The following is a 17,543-nucleotide window of genomic DNA, read 5'->3' on the forward strand; positions in this document are numbered from 1 at the left end:
ATGACATCAGATGAAAAATTGGCACAACTCGATGAGTTGTTTGGTAGTTATAAGGCGGAGTGGCTTAATGAAAAAATATTTCACTTCTTTGCCGCTCCAAGTTATTTTACATCTTTAAAGGATAAACGCCCATGTGTGTTGATGGGAGGTCGCGGCACAGGAAAGACAACTGTTTTAAGAGGCTTGTCTTATATGGGGCAGTATGCTTTGAATAATGATGATATTGATAGGTTTGATTTAAATAGTTATATTGGTATTTATTTTAGATGTGATACAAATCATGTTCATGCATTTAGTGGAAAAGGGATTGACAATGGAACATGGATGAAGATTTTTGCACACTATTTCAATCTTATTTTTACATCAGAAATACTTGAATTCATAGATTGGCATAAAAAACTTAAATCTGATGATGAAGTGTTGTCGAAACATGCATGTAGTTTGATCGCTACTTCTTTACATTTGGGTGATGTTTCGGATTATAAGGAATTAATACATGTACTGGAAACGGCTATGTATAAATTTCAGGCAGATATTAATAACATTTCAGATGGTAATATGCCACAACTTTCATTAGCAGGTGATCCTGTTAAAATAGTGACTGAGCAGGCAAGAAAATTAAGACAGTTTAGTGGTAAAATATTTTATTTGCTTATTGATGAATATGAAAATCTTTTGGATTCCCAGCAGCAGATTGTAAATACATTACTTAAACATGTACCTCAATCTTATACGATAAAGATTGGTGTACGTGAGATGGGTTGGAGAGTTAAGCATACGATGAATCCACAGGAAAGCGTTATTGATCCTGCTGACTATGTATTGTTCAATATTGTAGATGAGTTTACTGATGAAACTCCTGATAAGTTTGAATCTTTTGCACGTGATGTATGCCAGTTAAGAATAAAAGATTTGCTTGAAGAGGATGGAGTGGAATTTGATATAGAGCAAGCTTTAGTAAATTTGCCTTACGAAGATGAGGCAATAAAACTTGGAGTAGAACAGACCTGCCAATATAAAAATATTCTTGAGTTTGAAAAGGAGAGTGGGCTTGATTTAGGTGTGTCTTCGCTTTATAAATTCTTTATATCTTATTGGTCTGAGAATCATAACTCAATGCTTAAAGATACAATAGAGGATTATTTTAAAAATAGGAAAAGGTGGAATACTCGTTATGAGAATTATAAGTATAGTCTACTCTTTAAAATACGCACTGGAAGAGGTAGTGGTGGAATTCAGAAGTATTATGCAGGATGGAGTACATTTGTAAAACTTGCTAATGGAAATATCCGTTATCTAATGGAGTTGGTTTACCGTTCTTATTATATTTATTTGCAAGAGGGGGGAGATATCACTAAACCTGTATCTGCCGATGTTCAGACAAAGGCTGCACGTAACGTTGGGTGGAAAAATCTTACAGAGTTGGAAGGTACATGGAGTAATGGTGCTCAATTGACACGTATGGTTCAAACACTTGGTACTATATTTTCAAAGTTGGCTAAAGATGGAGAAAATTCAGCTCCCGAAATAGTGCAATTTGAAATAGAAGGTGAACGTTCTGCACGTACGGAGGAATTACTTCAAGCAGGAATCATGAATTTAGCACTCGTTCGTATGCCAGCCAATAAACAGTCGGGGCGTGGTAGTGTAAAGGAATTTATGTATTCGCTTCATCCTATTTTTGCTCCTTATTTTATATATAGTTTTCGTAGAAAACGTAAGATGGGGTTATCAGATGCAGAATTCTTGCTTTGTGTGGATAACCCTAATAATGCTGTTAGGGACATCTTAAGCAAGAGAAATGTCAAGATAGACAAAGAGGAAACTAATATGTATCAATTATCTTTTGACTTTTGGGATTAGTATGATAAATAAGGACTATTTGTATACAAAAATTTGGAACGATTTAAGTGACGTGGTACTAGAACCGGATTCTCTTTATCTCTATGCCCAAGATCCGGAAGATAGAAGTAGATATTGTTCGTCAAAACTATCTTTAAAGAATGTTAATACTGTATTTGAGGAAATTTCTATCAATGATGATGATCAGATGGTGATTTCTTCAAATCATAATGTTGTACCATTAACTAGTACCGATGCAATAAAAAGATTTTTTTCTTCTTATAAATTTAGAGTGTTATATTTGGAAGTGACGGGTATGTGTTGCAGACTTGTAGCTCCTCTTATGAAGTATGCAATTGAAAATGGAATAGAAATAAGAGTTGTGTATAGTGAGCCAAAGGAGTATTTGTTGTGTGAATTTCAAAAGGAGGGACTTAACAAAGATTTATCAGAATCAATAGCAGGTGTAAATCCTTTACCTGGTTTTATTCGTTTGGTTCCTTTTAAGGAAGAACCTTTATTTGTTACTTTACTTGGTTTTGAAGGAGGCAGATTTTCATATTTAGTTACAAATAAACAACCATCTTATGATAAAATCCTACCTGTTGTAGGAGTACCTGGATATAGGATGCATTATCCTTTTGAAAGTTTTTGGGGTAACCGTAATGCTCTGAAAACGACTAAGGCTTATGAACGTATAATATATGCTGAGGCTAATTCCATTGTTGATAGTTATCTGATATTGGGGAAGATTTCGTATGACAAAAGGAAGCCTAATATGATAGTGGCTCCAATTGGAACTAAGCCTCATGCGATTGGAGCTATCTTGTATGCCATAAAGAATCCGGACAAAGTGGAGTTACTATATGATAATCCTAAGAGAAGTTTACATAGGACGGAAGGTGTGGGTCGTATATTGGTTTGTGATGTAACTAAACTCTATAGAGAAAACTGATATGTCGGAATTGGATTCTTATTATACGCCACCTTCGTTGGCAGATAAATTGGTTAGTTTTATTACTTCATCTGACATCTCTTGTGCTGTGGACTTTTGTGTGGGAGATGGAGATTTGCTAAAGGCTGTAGCTAAACGCTATAGTAATGCTGAATTGTATGGTACTGATATTTCGGATGATGCTCTAAATAAACTTTCAAATGACTGCCCTAATTGGCATTTAGATAAGTGTGACTTTAGAAAAGATGATTCCATTAACAAAGTAACTTTTTTGAAAAAAGGAAAATTTGATTTAATAGTGTTGAATCCTCCCTTTACATGTAAAGGGAGTGTAGTTGAGAATATTACATTTGATGGTAAAGAATATCGTGTTAGTACTGCTATGTTATTCTTGATGCGAGCCTTAAAATATCTTACACCTAATGGCGGTCTATATGCTATACTACCAATAAGTTGTGTATATTCTATTAAAGACAGAAAGGCTTGGAATTATTTAAAAGATTATTATAATGCTTGTATATTAGAGGAATATAATAAGGTTAGTTTTACAAGTAAATGTACACCGAATATAGTATTGGTTTATGTGGGTCACTATACAGTGACTGGAAGTAATGAAAAATCGAGAATTTTCGATTTCTCATCACTTCCAGTCACTTCAATATTAAGAGGAGGCATACGGATGCAGAATCTAAAATATAGTAAATCCCCAAAAGCTATGCCATTGATTCATACAACTAATCTTCAGAAAGGTGGATTAGTGAATTTGAAACGTATTATGACAGGACAAAATCTACTAGTGAGTGGAAGTGGCGTGGTTATTCCACGAGTATGTAATCCAACTCCAAATAAAGTAGCTCTATTGGATGAAGAGACCGTTTATGTACTATCTGATTGTACTATTGTTTTACAAACTCAGACCAGAATTGATGCAGAGAAGTTACGAGATAGTATAATAGAACATTGGTATGATTTTGTGACCGTTTATAAAGGTACTGGTGCTCAATATACTACTTTGGAGAGATTAAAGACTCTTTTTGGCATCAGTTAGAATATTATTACCTATAAATAGCAAAATATGACTAATAGAAAGATAAAATTTTCTTTTCATATCATAATAATTGAAAGATTGTTTCGCTATGATCGGCATTGTCACCTGATATACCTTTGAGTCATAAAGTTTAATAACTTAATAACAGTGATTATAGCTAACAAACAGTAGTGAAAACAATTATAAATTCTATTATGATGTTTTTTCATTTGGATGTTCAATCTAAAATCACTACCTTTACCTCGTTGGAACAAGGCAAATTCCTATCGGAAAAACATAGAACTGAAGCAGGTGCAGAGCTGGGTGCTTTTCTTGGATGATTTGTATAACAATCTGAATATCAGTTTAGATTAAAAACTCCGTTAGTCCCGTACGCACCGCTTAAGTCTCCATTTTTATGGAGACTTATTTTTTTATATCCTTTTGAAATTCACTTGGTGACACCCCACTAAGTCTTTTAAAGAACTTATAAAAAGCTGCTTGGTCTGAAAATGAAAGCATCTCTGCCACTTTCTGAACTGAATTTGACGGATTTCTTAAATAAATCTTAGCTTCTTCCATAATACATTCGTTTATTAACTGACTAGCAGATTTACCATATACTCTTTTTAATTTTACAGACAATGTATTAGGAGATACACACAATTTATCAGCATACCAGCCAACTTCATGCTGTCGGCAACAATTCGTATGCATCAGATAAATGAAATGTGACAAAACATCATTCCAACGATTAACCGGATCGCTTCCAGTATCATTTTTCAATTTCCTGAAAATTATATTCCATATTTCAAAGTGCAATGCAATAAAGGTATTTTTCATTACTCCATGTAGAAAGTAATGCTCTTTCTGGTTTATAGTATTTAATAATATATCAATGAAAGGCAATAAATGTCCCAATTCACAATCATCTAAAGACAAAATAGGTTTCTGACCATATTTATACATGCATCTGGCAAAAACAGAACGCGTATCTTCAGCTATCCTTTGAAAAAGACTTTGCTCCGTAACCAACAGATAACCTTCGAACTCGCTATCGGTATTTAAACATATTTGACGGTAAAAAGCTATAAACTCGATATATGCCGGCGAATGTACCACTATATTTTCTCCTCTTGCTATAAAATTTACCTTACCTTTGGTTACCAACAAGAATGTGTGATGAAGATTTTTTATCATTCCGGATTTAAAAATCCCTTTCCCGTGTAATTTTAATACTGACATATCATCATTGAAAGCCGCTTGATCTACCTTGCCTTCGTCAAAGGCGCTTTCTGATATCCATTCCGAACAAATATACCTTTTCATTATAACATCGTTTTTTACAAAAATAATGATATAAGCCCGTTCACAGTAAGTATTTTCACTGATTTATAATCTTTAAACAAAAAATAAACCAAGTGTCACATTCGGACTAATTATATACATATCAAGACATTTAATAGTTATATATTGGATTTAATTTTGCAATATATCAATAAAGACATATATAAACTTAAAACAATTACGCCATGTTACCTAACAGTAATAATATTAAAATCGCTTGCAAGAAAATATATAAACTTCTTGCAAGTACAAAAAAACTGACTTTCAAGCAATTGCAAAAGCTAAGTGGCCTAAATGATATTAATCTATGTATGGCCATCCTACATTTACTGCGCAATAACAAAATCCTGCAGTTCGTCAATGGAAATGAAGTATGTTACAAGATAACAACTTAAATAACATTATTTATCCAAACCATAATTAATATCAATAAATATGTATAGAAAACATTACATAAAAGATTTCAAACGGTTTATCACATTATACTTATTTTTTATCCTAGGCATAATGACATTAAATGCTCAAGTAAACCCTAATACATACTATCAGTGCGGATGGCAGTTTGATTTTCCTATAAAATCGGACTTTTCCAACAAAATGAACGATTTGGGATTATATGTTGATGCTGGGTATTATTTCACCCACAACATCTCCTTAGGCGGTTTTATAAATGTAAACACACAATATGATGATGTCACACGCAATGTTACCAATGACAATACATCAACATCCGAAAACATTGAAGAAACATTATCATATATCAGCGTACCATTTGGAGCATCCTTAAGATACCGTTTTATCCATGATACATGGTGGCAACCGTATGTATCAGCAAAAGTAGGATTTAATTATGCTGAAGCAAAATCAACTATGCCACTCGATACATATAGCGACAAATCATGGGGATTTTACGTTTCCCCTGAATTGGGAATAAACATATTTCCATTCAAAAAATATTTGCTTGGCATCAATCTGGCGGCATATTATGCATATGCTACAAACAGACATGATGTATCATCCAGACAAGTAAACGGACTAAACAGCATGGGAATACGATTAGGACTAGCATTTTAAAGACATAAATCAACCAAAATATATAATTATGGAATTCAACAGTTACAATGCAAATACTCCAAAATGGAGAGAAATATCTGTAGGTTCATATTTACCGGAAAAACTAAAAAATCTTTCAGAAATAGCCCACAACCTATGGTGGTCATGGCACGACGAAGCGCAGGAATTATTTTCCGTAATTGACACTGAGCTATGGAACCAAACAAGACATAACCCAGTATTGTTATTGGAGAAGACAAGCCACGAACGGCTGGAAGAACTTTCGGAAGATGAAAACTATATTGAAAAAATGAATTCTGTATATGCCTCTTTCAGAAGATATATAGATACTGAAACAAACCATTCAAGACCATCAGTAGCCTATTTCAGTATGGAATATGGACTTGACCAGGCACTTAAGATATATTCCGGAGGATTGGGTATCCTTGCGGGAGATTATTTAAAAGAAGCGTCTGACAGCAATGTTGACCTGTGTGCAGTAGGACTTCTGTACCGTTACGGATATTTTGACCAGACTCTCTCCATGGACGGACAACAGATTGCCGACTATGAAGCACAGAATTTCGGACATCTTCCAATAGAAAAAGTTACAACAGAGGAAGGAAAACAGCTGGTAATTCACGTACCTTATGCAGACAGTTTTACAGTACATGCAAATGTATGGCAAGTCAATGTAGGAAGAATAAAGCTATACCTGCTTGACACAGACAATGAACTCAACAGCGAATACGACCGTCCTATAACACACCACTTGTACGGTGGAGACTTGGAAAACCGTCTAAAACAGGAGATACTGCTTGGTATAGGCGGAATGATGATGCTGGATGAACTCGGAATAAAAAAAGACATTTACCATTGCAATGAAGGACACGCCGCACTGATAAACATTTACAGACTGTGTAAATATATCAAAGAGGGACTGAGTTTTAATGAAGCAATGGAGTTGGTACGTTCTTCATCATTATACACAGTACACACACCCGTCCCTGCAGGACATGATTATTTTGAAGAACAGCTTTTCTATAAATACATGAAAGGCTATACAGACAAATTAGGAATAAGCTGGAAAGAACTTATGGATCTGGGACGACAAAATCCAGGTGACAAAAACGAACGTTTCTGTATGTCGGTCTTTGCCTGCAAAACATGTCAGGAAGTAAATGGTGTGAGCAAGCTTCATCAGGAAGTCTCACAAAAGATGTTTGCACCAATATGGAAAGGATATTTTCCTGAAGAGAACCATGTAGGCTATGTAACCAATGGTGTACATTTTTCTACATGGTGTGCTAAAGAATGGAAAGAACTTTTCAAAGAATACTTTGACGAGAAATTTATATCTAATTTATCTGATGAATCATATTGGAAAAATATTTATAATGTTCCGGACGAAAAAATATGGTTCCTGAGACAACATATGAAAAACAAACTAGCTGATTTTTTAAAGAAAAAATGTACAGAAGACTGGCTTAACAGTCAGGCAAACCCATCATTAGGAATTTCCACATTCAGTAAATTCAGTTCTAATGCGCTAATGATAGGATTTGGACGACGTTTTGCAACATATAAAAGGGCTCATTTGTTGTTTACCGACCTTGACAGATTATCAAAAATAGTAAACGACCCACAAAAACCAGTAGTTTTCATATTTGCTGGAAAAGCTCATCCTAATGATGGTCCCGGTAAAGACCTTATAAAACAAATAGTAGAAATATCCAGACGGCCGGAATTTTTAGGAAAGATATTGTTCGTCGAAAATTATGATATGGAACTGGCACGTAAACTTGTTTCTTGCGTTGATATATGGATGAATACACCTACGCGTCTGGCAGAAGCATCAGGCACATCCGGAGAAAAAGCGTTAATGAACGGAGTATTGAACTTTTCCGTTCTTGACGGCTGGTGGTACGAAGGTTACAAAAAAGAAGCGGGATGGGCAATTCCAGCTGAAAGTGTTTATCAGAACAACGAGTATCAGGACAAACTAGATGCAGAACTGATATACTACACACTGGAAAACGAGATATTGCCACTATATTACGAACGACATGGAAAAGACTTCTCCGAAGGATGGATAAAGTACATTAAAAACTCCATTGCAAACATTGCCCCTCATTATACAATGAAAAGGCAATTAGACGATTATTACGACCGTTTCTACAACAAATTGGAAAAACGTTTCAAAGTTCTTTCCGAAAACAATTATGCGAAAGCTAAATATATAACAACATGGAAAAAGGAAATAGCTTCAAAATGGAACGACATAGAAATAAAATCTATTGACACAGGAAACGGACTAAATGCTACTATAAAAGCCGGTGAAGAATATGATATTACAATTGTCATTGACGAAAAAGGACTTGACGACGCAATAGGTGTAGAATCTGTGATTACGCATATACAGAATGGAAATGAACGCATATATTCGGTAATACCTCTTGAACTTATATCCAGAAACGGAAACTTATACACATTCAAAGGCAAATCATGTATATCTAACGCAGGAAGCTTTAAACAATCCTTCAGAATGTACCCTAAGAATAAACTGCTTCCACACAGACAAGATTTTTGCTACGTACGCTGGTTTTGAGAATATACTTAATACTATAATGCCATGATAAAAAATCATGGCATTATATATAATTAACAAAATAGGATGCATTAAATCAGTAAGTCCATCATTTAACGTATAAACAAACATTCAAAGTTAACACGTTAAAAATTAAATTATTATGAGACTACGTTCAATTTTTAAACATGCATTGGTAGCTTCGGTTGCCATATTCTCACTCCAGTCATGCGACAATGACGATGATTATGACTATTCTCTAATGTTCCCTAACGCGCTGGTTACTGTAAAAACAGATGCCAATGATACTTTCTTCCTTCAGCTTGACAATGAAACAACACTTCTTCCGGTGAATGTTACAAAATCACCTTTCGGCGAAAAAGAAGTTAGAGCTTTGGTTAATTTTGAAGAGACTACAGATCCTTCGGAAGGTTTCAGCAAGGCTGTACACATCAACTGGATAGACAGTATCCTGACTAAACCTATTGCAGCAAACCTGGGCGATGAAGAGAATGACAAAGTTTACGGAAACGACCCGGTAGAGATTATGAACAGCTGGATGACTGTTTCAGAAGATGGCTATCTGACATTACGTTTCAGCACCGCATGGGGCAACACAGGAACAAAACACTTCGTAAACCTGATTTCGACAAACAATCCTGAAAATCCATACGAAGTGGAATTCCGCCACAATGCATACGGCGATACTTACGGACATCCTGCCGACGGACTTGTAGCATTCAAGCTTGACGGAATATTGCCCGACACAGAAGGCGAGACTGTAAAACTTAAACTTATATGGAATTCATATAGCGGCGAAAAGAGCCACGAGTTTGACTACTGCACACGCCAGTCAACTCCGGCAAATCCGGAAATGACAAGCGTGAGAGCAAAGAATTTCATCAATTAAGAATTTTCTTTATTTCATTTAATTTGTTCAAAGCTTCAACAGGGGTGAGATTATTGATATCCAAATTGATAATTTCATCCCTTATTTGGCTTAATACGGGGTCGTCAAGCTGGAAGAAGTTCAGTTGAATACCGTCTGATGTTGACGACGATGAAGCACCTTTCTTTTTCTTTAATTCCGAAGTTATCTCCTTTTCCTTACCAGATATAGATCCCTGACGGTTTTCTTTCTCCAGAAGGGCCAGAATCTCGTCAGCACGCTTAACGATAGACTTAGGCATACCAGCCATCTTAGCCACATGAATACCGAACGAGTGTTCGCTGCCTCCAGGTTCCAGTTTACGAAGGAAAATCACTTTATTATCAACTTCCTTGACAGATACATTATAGTTCTTTATGCGGCTATATGTACGCTCCATTTCGTTCAACTCATGATAGTGGGTTGCAAACAGAGTACGTGCCTTTGCCTTAGGATTTTCGTGTATATGTTCCACAATAGCCCATGCTATTGATATACCGTCGTATGTAGATGTACCTCGTCCAAGCTCATCAAACAGCACCAGACTGCGCTGTGAAAGATTGTTCAGAATATCTGCAGCCTCGTTCATTTCAACCATAAACGTAGATTCTCCCACAGATATATTATCGCTTGCACCCACACGGGTAAATATCTTATCTACAATACCTATATGCGCACTTTCCGCCGGCACAAAACAACCTATCTGAGCCATAAGAGTGATAAGGGCAGTCTGTCTTAGCAAAGCCGATTTACCCGCCATATTAGGACCCGTGATGATTATAATCTGCTGTTTCTCCGTGTCAAGATATACATCATTTGCTATATATTTTTCGTCCAGAGGAAGCTGTTTTTCTATAACAGGATGTCTTCCCTGGCGAATATCCAGTACCTCATCCTCAGATATAACCGGACGGATATACCCGTTAGCCTTCGCAGCCGATGCAAACGAAAGCAGACAGTCAAGAACTGCTATCTGAGTGGCATTTATCTGAATTGCAGGAATAAACTCAGCCAACGACATTACCAACTCGTTATAAATACGTGTCTCCAGCGTAAGAATCTTATCCTCAGCCCCGAGGATTTTCTCTTCGTATTCCTTCAGTTCCTGAGTGATATATCTTTCAGCGTTCACAAGAGTCTGTTTTCTTATCCATTCGGCAGGCACCTTATCTTTATGCGCATTACGCACCTCTATATAATAGCCGAACACATTGTTATATGCTATCTTCAGGCTTGGAATACCTGTAAGCTCGCTTTCTCTCTGCTGAATCTGAAGAAGATAATCTTTTCCGGAATATGATATACGTCTCAGTTCGTCCAGTTCTTCGGACACACCGTCGGCTATCACACCACCCTTATTGACCAAGAGCGGAGGATCATTGTTTATTTCCTTTGCTATTTTATCACGAATAGAAACACACAAGTTGAGCTGTTCACCTATCCTGCGAAGACTCTCGTTATCAGCCTCAAGACAAGCCATCTTGATAGGTTCAATAGCCTGCAAAGCCACTTTCAGCTGCACCACTTCACGTGGAGAAATCCTGCCCACAGCAGCTTTCGACACTATACGTTCCAAATCACCTATTCTGTGAAGGCAGTCCTCAACCTCCTCCTTAAAGTCCGGATGACGGAAAAAATATTCCACCACATCAAGCCTCCTGTTAATAGGCTGCACATCCTTCAGCGGGAATATAATCCAACGTTTCAGCATACGTGCCCCCATCGGGCTTATAGTATGGTCTATCACGTCGAGCAGACTAGTTCCACCATCGTTCATACTTCCCATCAGCTCCAGACTGCGGGCAGTAAACTTATCTATGCGCACATACTTTTCCTCTTCTATGCGCGACAACGATGTGATATGCCCGACATGCTCATGCTGAGTCATTTCAAGATACTGAAGAATAGCTCCCGAAGCTATCACACCATTCTTCAGATGTTCCACTCCGAAACCTTTCAGATTTTTCGTTTCAAAATGCTTGAGCAGTTTCTTCACAGCCGATGTCTCAGTGAAAACCCAGTCGTCAAGTTCGAAAGTAAAGAATTTGGTTCCGAAATTAGCTTCGAACATAGGTTTCTTTCCACGTTCGAAAAGTACCTCCTTAGGAGCAAAATTATTGAGAAGCTTGTCGATATAATCGAGTTTTCCTTCGGCTGTCATAAACTCTCCGGTAGAAATATCCAGAAAAGCCACGCCGCAAGATGTCTTTCCAAAATGAACGGCAGCCAAAAAGTTGTTCTCCTTATAAGAAAGAATATTGTCGCCAATGGCAACACCTGGTGTAACAAGCTCGGTTATACCGCGTTTCACCAGTTTCTTGGTGGTTTTAGGGTCTTCCAGCTGGTCACAGATAGCCACACGTCGTCCTGCTCTAATAAGTTTTGGCAGATATGTATCAAGAGCATGGTGAGGAAATCCCGCCATCTCGATAGTCTTGTTCTGTCCGTTGGCCCTTTTTGTAAGGGTAATGCCCAAAATCTCGGATGCTGCCACCGCATCTTCCGAATACGTCTCATAAAAGTCTCCGCATCTGAAAAGCATGATAGCATCAGGGTGCTTCGCCTTCAGGTCGAAAAACTGCTTCATCATGGGGGTCATTACTACTTCGCTGTCTTTTGCCACGGTAAAATCCTTTCTTTTATATTGTTCGATAATTTTTATTGTCGCACAAAGATACTCCAAAATCCACGAATATCATTTATGCCTGCAAGTTATTTTCTTCGTTCCACTGCACCGGTTCTTTCACCAGTTTCCTTCTGATAATGAAAATACATACTACAGTAAGAATAATTCCTGCCACAGCCAAAGCCAGAGAACCAGTCTCGCCAAGTGATGAAATCATTGTCGCATCAGGATCGCCCGACAAAACATAAAGCAACACCGAACTTCCATTATTAATAAAGTGCATCAGCATTCCAGGGATAAGACTTCCTGTGAGGTAATACATCCATCCAAGAGCCATTCCCACTACGAATGCAAACGGAATCTGAGCCGGATTACCATGTACCACACCGAATATCAGCGAAGACACCACTATACCAAGATAAGGCATTTTCCACTTTCGCATAAGATGTCCCTGTATAGCACCACGGAACAGCAGTTCTTCCACCAACGGAGCCATAACTACAATAGATATTATCCCCAACGGATTGTTCATCATCTGTTCAAACATATCCTTCATATTGTCAGGCAGTCCGGCAAGCTCGCTGAAATAGTTGGTCCACAATCCCATTGCCACGATAAAAACAGCTGATGCAAACAATACAGCCCATCTATTGGAAGTTTTCAATCTGAAAACATCAATAGATACATATTTTCCCAATACAACATGAAGACCTACAGACAACGTGGAAAGAAATTGTGCCCACATAATGACAGACATATATCCACTACCGGACACGTCCGGCATTTCAACAACTCCGTTCTTCAGCATATATACTCCGACAAGCACTGCGAAAAACGCCAGCTGATAGGCAAAATACAGCAATAGTAATTTTATTGTACGTCCCATAAAAGTTCTATTATATTACACCACAAAAATATACAGTTTAACGTAATAAACCAAGTATAATAAGAAGGTCAGAAGAATTAAGTACCACAATATATGTATTTCTTGGTGCTGACCATAGTAAGCAATGCGTCCCACTATCGTAGGCAATGATGCCGACTATAGTCAGCAGTGCTGTCCACAATAGTCGTCACCAAGAAATGAGATTGCAGAAATTTGATGAAAAACATATTTCTCAAATTTCTCTTTTTCCTATTTTTGTAAACTCATATTAATATAAAGAAAGAATGAAAGAAATAAACGTATCTCAGTTGGCAGACAACATGATTGAAGCCATCGGAAAAGAATGGATGCTGGTAACAGCAGGAACAAAAGAGAAATTCAACACAATGACAGCCTCATGGGGTGGCACTGGAGTATTATGGGGAAAAACAGTTGCATTCATATTCATACGTCCCGAAAGATACACATACGAGTTCATAAAAAAATGCGATACCCTTACACTGTCATTCCTTGGCGAAGAAAACAAAGCCATCCATAAAGTGTGCGGTTCTAAGTCCGGACGCGATACAGACAAAATAGCCGAAACCGGACTTAAACCAGTTTTAACAGAAAATGGCAATATCACTTTCGGGCAGGCACGTCTTACACTGGAATGTAGAAAGCTTTATGAAGATGATATTAAACCCGAAAACTTTATCGATAAATCCCTTGACGGAAAATGGTATGGTAACGGACACGGCAACTACCACAAAATGATAATATTGGAGATAGAACATATTTGGAGTAAATAATAATTTGCCCCTTTTATTTTACGCGGCGCATATTCAATCAATAAACGTATAAATAAGTTATAACACGGTTAATATTGATTAAATATGCGTCTTTTTCTGTTAATTCCAATACTTATATTTTGAATTTCCAGGCAATCAAATTATTTTTGGCGAGAATTAAAAAATTTACAAACCTTGAGTAATCATAATGAAGAATTGAAACTATGTAAAATAAATAACTAAAACCTTAATGATAAACATATTCCAGTTTATAAATATTTTTATTATATGTATTAGCAATACTTTTTATTATTAATACTATAAGAAATAATATTAATCCTAATAATAAGCCAAAACAAGAATTTATTTGAAACCATAATTAATAACCTAACTATTTTATTATGAAAGAGAAAACCTTTTTAAAAAGCGTGTGCTGTATGCTGCTCATATTCTTGAGTATACCATTTCTTAGCGCACAAGATTTAACAGTTTCTGGTAGGATTACCGACAAAAGTGGAGAATCCATTATCGGTGCTTCCATACTTGTACAAGGAACTACAAGTGGTACAATCACTGACTTTGATGGTAACTTTACTGTTCCTAATGTAGCCTCAAACGCTGTACTCGTAGTATCATACGTTGGTTACAAAACTCAAAACATCCCAGTAAACGGTAAAACAATTTTCAACATTGTGTTGGAAGAAGATACTGAAACACTTGAAGAAGTGGTTGTTGTAGGTTATGGCGTACAGAGAAAAAGTGACTTGACAGGTTCTGTTGCTTCCGTAAAAGCTTCTGACGCTTTAAAAACTACTCCTTCAGGAAATGTATCAGACGCATTACAAGGTCGTATGGCTGGTGTGTCTGTATTGAGCGGTTCTGGTGACCCGTCTCAGGATAATACAATCCGTGTACGTGGTATCAACTCTATTACAGCCGAAACTGGTCCATTGGTAGTTGTAGATGGTTTTATCGGTGGTTCTCTTCAGAATCTGAACCCTTCTGATATCCAATCAATTGAAGTATTAAAGGATGCATCTGCAACAGCTGTATATGGTTCTCGCGGTGCTAACGGTGTTATCTTGGTAACAACCAAAAATCCTGGTAAGGATAGAGTTTCAGTTAATTTCAACGCTTTTGCAAACATCAAGACTGTAGCAAAATATCCAGACACAATGGATCCTTATGATTATGCAGTCATGGTTAACGAATATGGAAAAGACAAAGGTAAAGGCGATTACTCTTATTTCAACGCAGACAAACTTGCTGACCTGAAAGCAGGTCGCGCAGGATATGATTACAGCCGTGAGATTTTCCGTACAGCAGTGACTCAGAACTACGACCTGTCAGTGAGTGGCGGTAATGAAAAAACCACATTTCTGGCATCTTTCCGTTATCAGAATGACCAAGGTGTATTGAAAGAATCAATGAGCGAGACATATAACTGGCGTCTGAAAGTTGATACAAAAATAAAAAAATGGTTGGATGCAGGTTTGAACTTCTACGGAAACTACCGCAAAAGCTCCACTCCGCGTACAAATCCTTACCGAGGCGTATTCCAAACTGCAATGTATTTTGACAATACAATGTCACCTAAAGACGAGAACGGCGACTACAACAACGTTGACTGGAGCAATAACAAAATGTACAACCCAATGGGACATATTTGGGAACTGGATTCATCCACACAGACCATTAACAACCGCCTGCAAGGATATGTGCAGTTCAATATCATAGATGGACTTACTTTCCGTTCACAGATGGGTGTATTGTTCGATAACCGTCTGAGTACCACATTGGAAAATGAAGACAGCTATCAACAATTTGCCCAATCAAACAGCCGCGCATACGCACGCAGCTACTTTAACCTTGGCTGGCTGAACACCAATACCTTGAACTATGTAAAAGAATTCAATAAAGATCACCGTATTAACGCCACAGCAGTGTTTGAACAGTCATACAACAACGACTACAATCACTTAGGACGCTCTTATTTCCCAGACTATGTTGACATTACTCATGGTTACAACAATCTTGCAATGAGTAAGGATGCATCGTTAAACGAACTACAAAGCGAACGCATTATCAATACATTGATGTCAGGAATGTTACGTCTTAACTATGTTTTCAAAAATCGCTACATGTTGACAGCATCAATCCGCGCCGACGGTTCCTCACGCCTTGAAGACAAATGGGCATACTTCCCGTCAGCGGCCTTGGCATGGGACATCAAGCAAGAAAACTTCTTACAGGACAACAACTTTATCGACCAGTTGAAACTCCGTCTAGGTTACGGTTCAGTTGGTAACCAATCTGTAGAAGCGTACCGTATTTATTCTAAAATGACCACAGCAACATCAGTTGGTCCTAACGGAACTAAACCAACCGTCTATGCTATTGACCGTCCTAATGCTCCGTATCTGCAATGGGAGCGTAATGACCAGTTCAACATCGGTGTAGATTTCGGTATCCTAAACGGACGCCTGCGCATAACTGCCGACTGGTACAACAAGTTGTCAAAGAATATTCTGATGGAAGTAGCCCAACCACCTCATTTGGGTTATAACAAATTGCTACGTAATGCCGGCGAGATAAAGAACACAGGTGTAGAATTCACAATCAGCGCAGATCCGTTCGTAAGCAACGACAGAACAGGATTCAATTGGCACTCAGACTTAACACTATCTCACAACAAAGGAACATATAACAAAATCCCAACTTTCAATCATCGCCAGCAACAGGCTGGAAACTATCAGAACGAATTGTTCCAGATGGTAGAAGGTGAGAAACTTGGTAGTTTCTGGGGATATACATTCGAAGGCTTGTGGACACAGGCCGATGTTGATGCTCCATTCGTTGATGCTAATGGAAAGCAAAACGGAAAAACCAATGGCGAAGTATATAAAGTGGTTGCAGGTAATTCAAAATACACAGATATAAACAAAGATGGTAAATTAAATGCCAACGATCAGGGAATAATAGGTTGCGGACAGCCTACTTTCAACTGGGGATGGAACAATACTTTCACTTATAAGAACTTTGATTTGTCATTCTTCATGGTAGGTTTCCATGGATTCGACATCTATAATGCCACTCACCAGATAGGTTTCAGTACTGTGGGTGGTGGATTGAAAAGTCAACAGGTTGCAGCTATTGCTCCTATGAAAGACTGGTTGAACCGCTGGACTCCTGACAATACAGACACTAACGTTCCACGTTGGGACGGCAAGGGTACTGAAAATACAAACATGTACAGTACACGTTTCGTAGAGAACGGAAGTTTCATAAAAATGAAAAGTATCACATTGGGTTATACAGTTCCTGAAAACGTATGCAAAAACTGGGGTATAACTAACCTACGTGTATATGCTTCAGTACAGAATCCGTTCCACATCACAAGCTACTCCGGTCTTGATCCGGAATCAACATTGGGAGACCCTCTTATCCAAGGTGTTGACTGGGGTAACTATCCTAACAGCCGCAACTACCTTGTCGGTCTGAACTTCGCATTCTAAAATTGTT

General features: G+C 37.6%; 12 protein-coding genes. 9 read left to right on the top strand and 3 right to left on the bottom strand.

The window, feature by feature from the left end; genetic code table 11:
• From H6A61_RS07025 to H6A61_RS07035, 3 genes are read left to right on the top strand one after another with little or no spacing between them, the layout of a single operon-like run.
• Positions 1-1,863, top strand: coding sequence for a hypothetical protein (locus H6A61_RS07025; RefSeq protein ID WP_204392367.1), 1,863 nt, complete (start codon positions 1-3; stop codon positions 1,861-1,863).
• A 1-nt stretch (position 1,864) separates the two neighbouring features.
• On the top strand, positions 1,865-2,797 hold the full coding sequence (locus H6A61_RS07030) for a hypothetical protein (protein ID WP_204392369.1): 933 nt from the start codon (positions 1,865-1,867) through the stop codon (positions 2,795-2,797).
• Position 2,798: 1 nt separating this feature from the next.
• The gene (locus H6A61_RS07035; RefSeq protein ID WP_262897244.1) at positions 2,799-3,845 is read left to right on the top strand and encodes a class I SAM-dependent methyltransferase; all 1,047 of its coding nucleotides are present in this window, start codon (positions 2,799-2,801) and stop codon (positions 3,843-3,845) included.
• Between the two features lie 405 nt (positions 3,846-4,250).
• On the opposite strand, the gene H6A61_RS07040 is transcribed toward H6A61_RS07035, so the two are convergent.
• The gene (locus H6A61_RS07040) at positions 4,251-5,153 is read right to left on the bottom strand and encodes a helix-turn-helix domain-containing protein (RefSeq protein ID WP_204392373.1); all 903 of its coding nucleotides are present in this window, start codon (positions 5,151-5,153) and stop codon (positions 4,251-4,253) included.
• 203 nt (positions 5,154-5,356) lie between these two features.
• Here H6A61_RS07040 and H6A61_RS16290 point away from each other — a divergent pair, with 203 nt between their 5' ends.
• The 4 genes from H6A61_RS16290 to H6A61_RS07060 all read left to right on the top strand — a co-directional run bounded on the left by H6A61_RS16290 (position 5,357) and on the right by H6A61_RS07060 (position 9,721).
• Entirely contained in the window at positions 5,357-5,566 is a 210-nt protein-coding gene (locus H6A61_RS16290; protein WP_204392375.1) for a winged helix-turn-helix domain-containing protein, read from the top strand.
• A 40-nt stretch (positions 5,567-5,606) separates the two neighbouring features.
• Positions 5,607-6,245: a porin family protein gene (locus H6A61_RS07050; RefSeq protein ID WP_262897245.1), complete on the top strand. Its 639-nt coding sequence runs from the start codon at positions 5,607-5,609 to the stop codon at positions 6,243-6,245.
• A 28-nt stretch (positions 6,246-6,273) separates the two neighbouring features.
• Positions 6,274-8,832 carry an alpha-glucan family phosphorylase gene (gene glgP / locus H6A61_RS07055; protein ID WP_204392379.1) on the top strand — a complete coding sequence of 853 codons (2,559 nt, stop codon included), beginning with the start codon at positions 6,274-6,276 and terminating at the stop codon, positions 8,830-8,832.
• A gap of 142 nt (positions 8,833-8,974) precedes the next feature.
• Positions 8,975-9,721 carry a NigD-like protein gene (locus tag H6A61_RS07060; protein WP_204392381.1) on the top strand — a complete coding sequence of 249 codons (747 nt, stop codon included), beginning with the start codon at positions 8,975-8,977 and terminating at the stop codon, positions 9,719-9,721.
• Here the strand turns inward: H6A61_RS07060 and mutS are convergent.
• Both mutS and H6A61_RS07070 read right to left on the bottom strand, forming a co-directional pair.
• Positions 9,714-12,338 (bottom strand): DNA mismatch repair protein MutS, encoded by a 2,625-nt coding sequence (gene mutS, locus H6A61_RS07065; RefSeq protein WP_204392403.1) that lies wholly within the window; start codon positions 12,336-12,338, stop codon positions 9,714-9,716. The genes H6A61_RS07060 and mutS overlap by 8 nt on opposite strands.
• Before the next feature lie 100 nt (positions 12,339-12,438).
• Positions 12,439-13,251 carry a CPBP family intramembrane glutamic endopeptidase gene (locus H6A61_RS07070; protein WP_204392384.1) on the bottom strand — a complete coding sequence of 271 codons (813 nt, stop codon included), beginning with the start codon at positions 13,249-13,251 and terminating at the stop codon, positions 12,439-12,441.
• 284 nt (positions 13,252-13,535) lie between these two features.
• Here H6A61_RS07070 and H6A61_RS07075 point away from each other — a divergent pair, with 284 nt between their 5' ends.
• Together H6A61_RS07075 and H6A61_RS07080 are read left to right on the top strand one after the other, a co-directional pair.
• The gene (locus tag H6A61_RS07075) at positions 13,536-14,042 is read left to right on the top strand and encodes a flavin reductase family protein (RefSeq protein ID WP_204392386.1); all 507 of its coding nucleotides are present in this window, start codon (positions 13,536-13,538) and stop codon (positions 14,040-14,042) included.
• A 380-nt stretch (positions 14,043-14,422) separates the two neighbouring features.
• On the top strand, positions 14,423-17,536 hold the full coding sequence (locus tag H6A61_RS07080) for a SusC/RagA family TonB-linked outer membrane protein (RefSeq protein WP_204392387.1): 3,114 nt from the start codon (positions 14,423-14,425) through the stop codon (positions 17,534-17,536).
• The last annotated feature ends 7 nt before the right edge of the window (positions 17,537-17,543 follow it).

This window comes from Bacteroides caecigallinarum, from assembly GCF_016901995.1.
Lineage (GTDB): Bacteria > Bacteroidota > Bacteroidia > Bacteroidales > Bacteroidaceae > Phocaeicola > Phocaeicola cellulolyticus.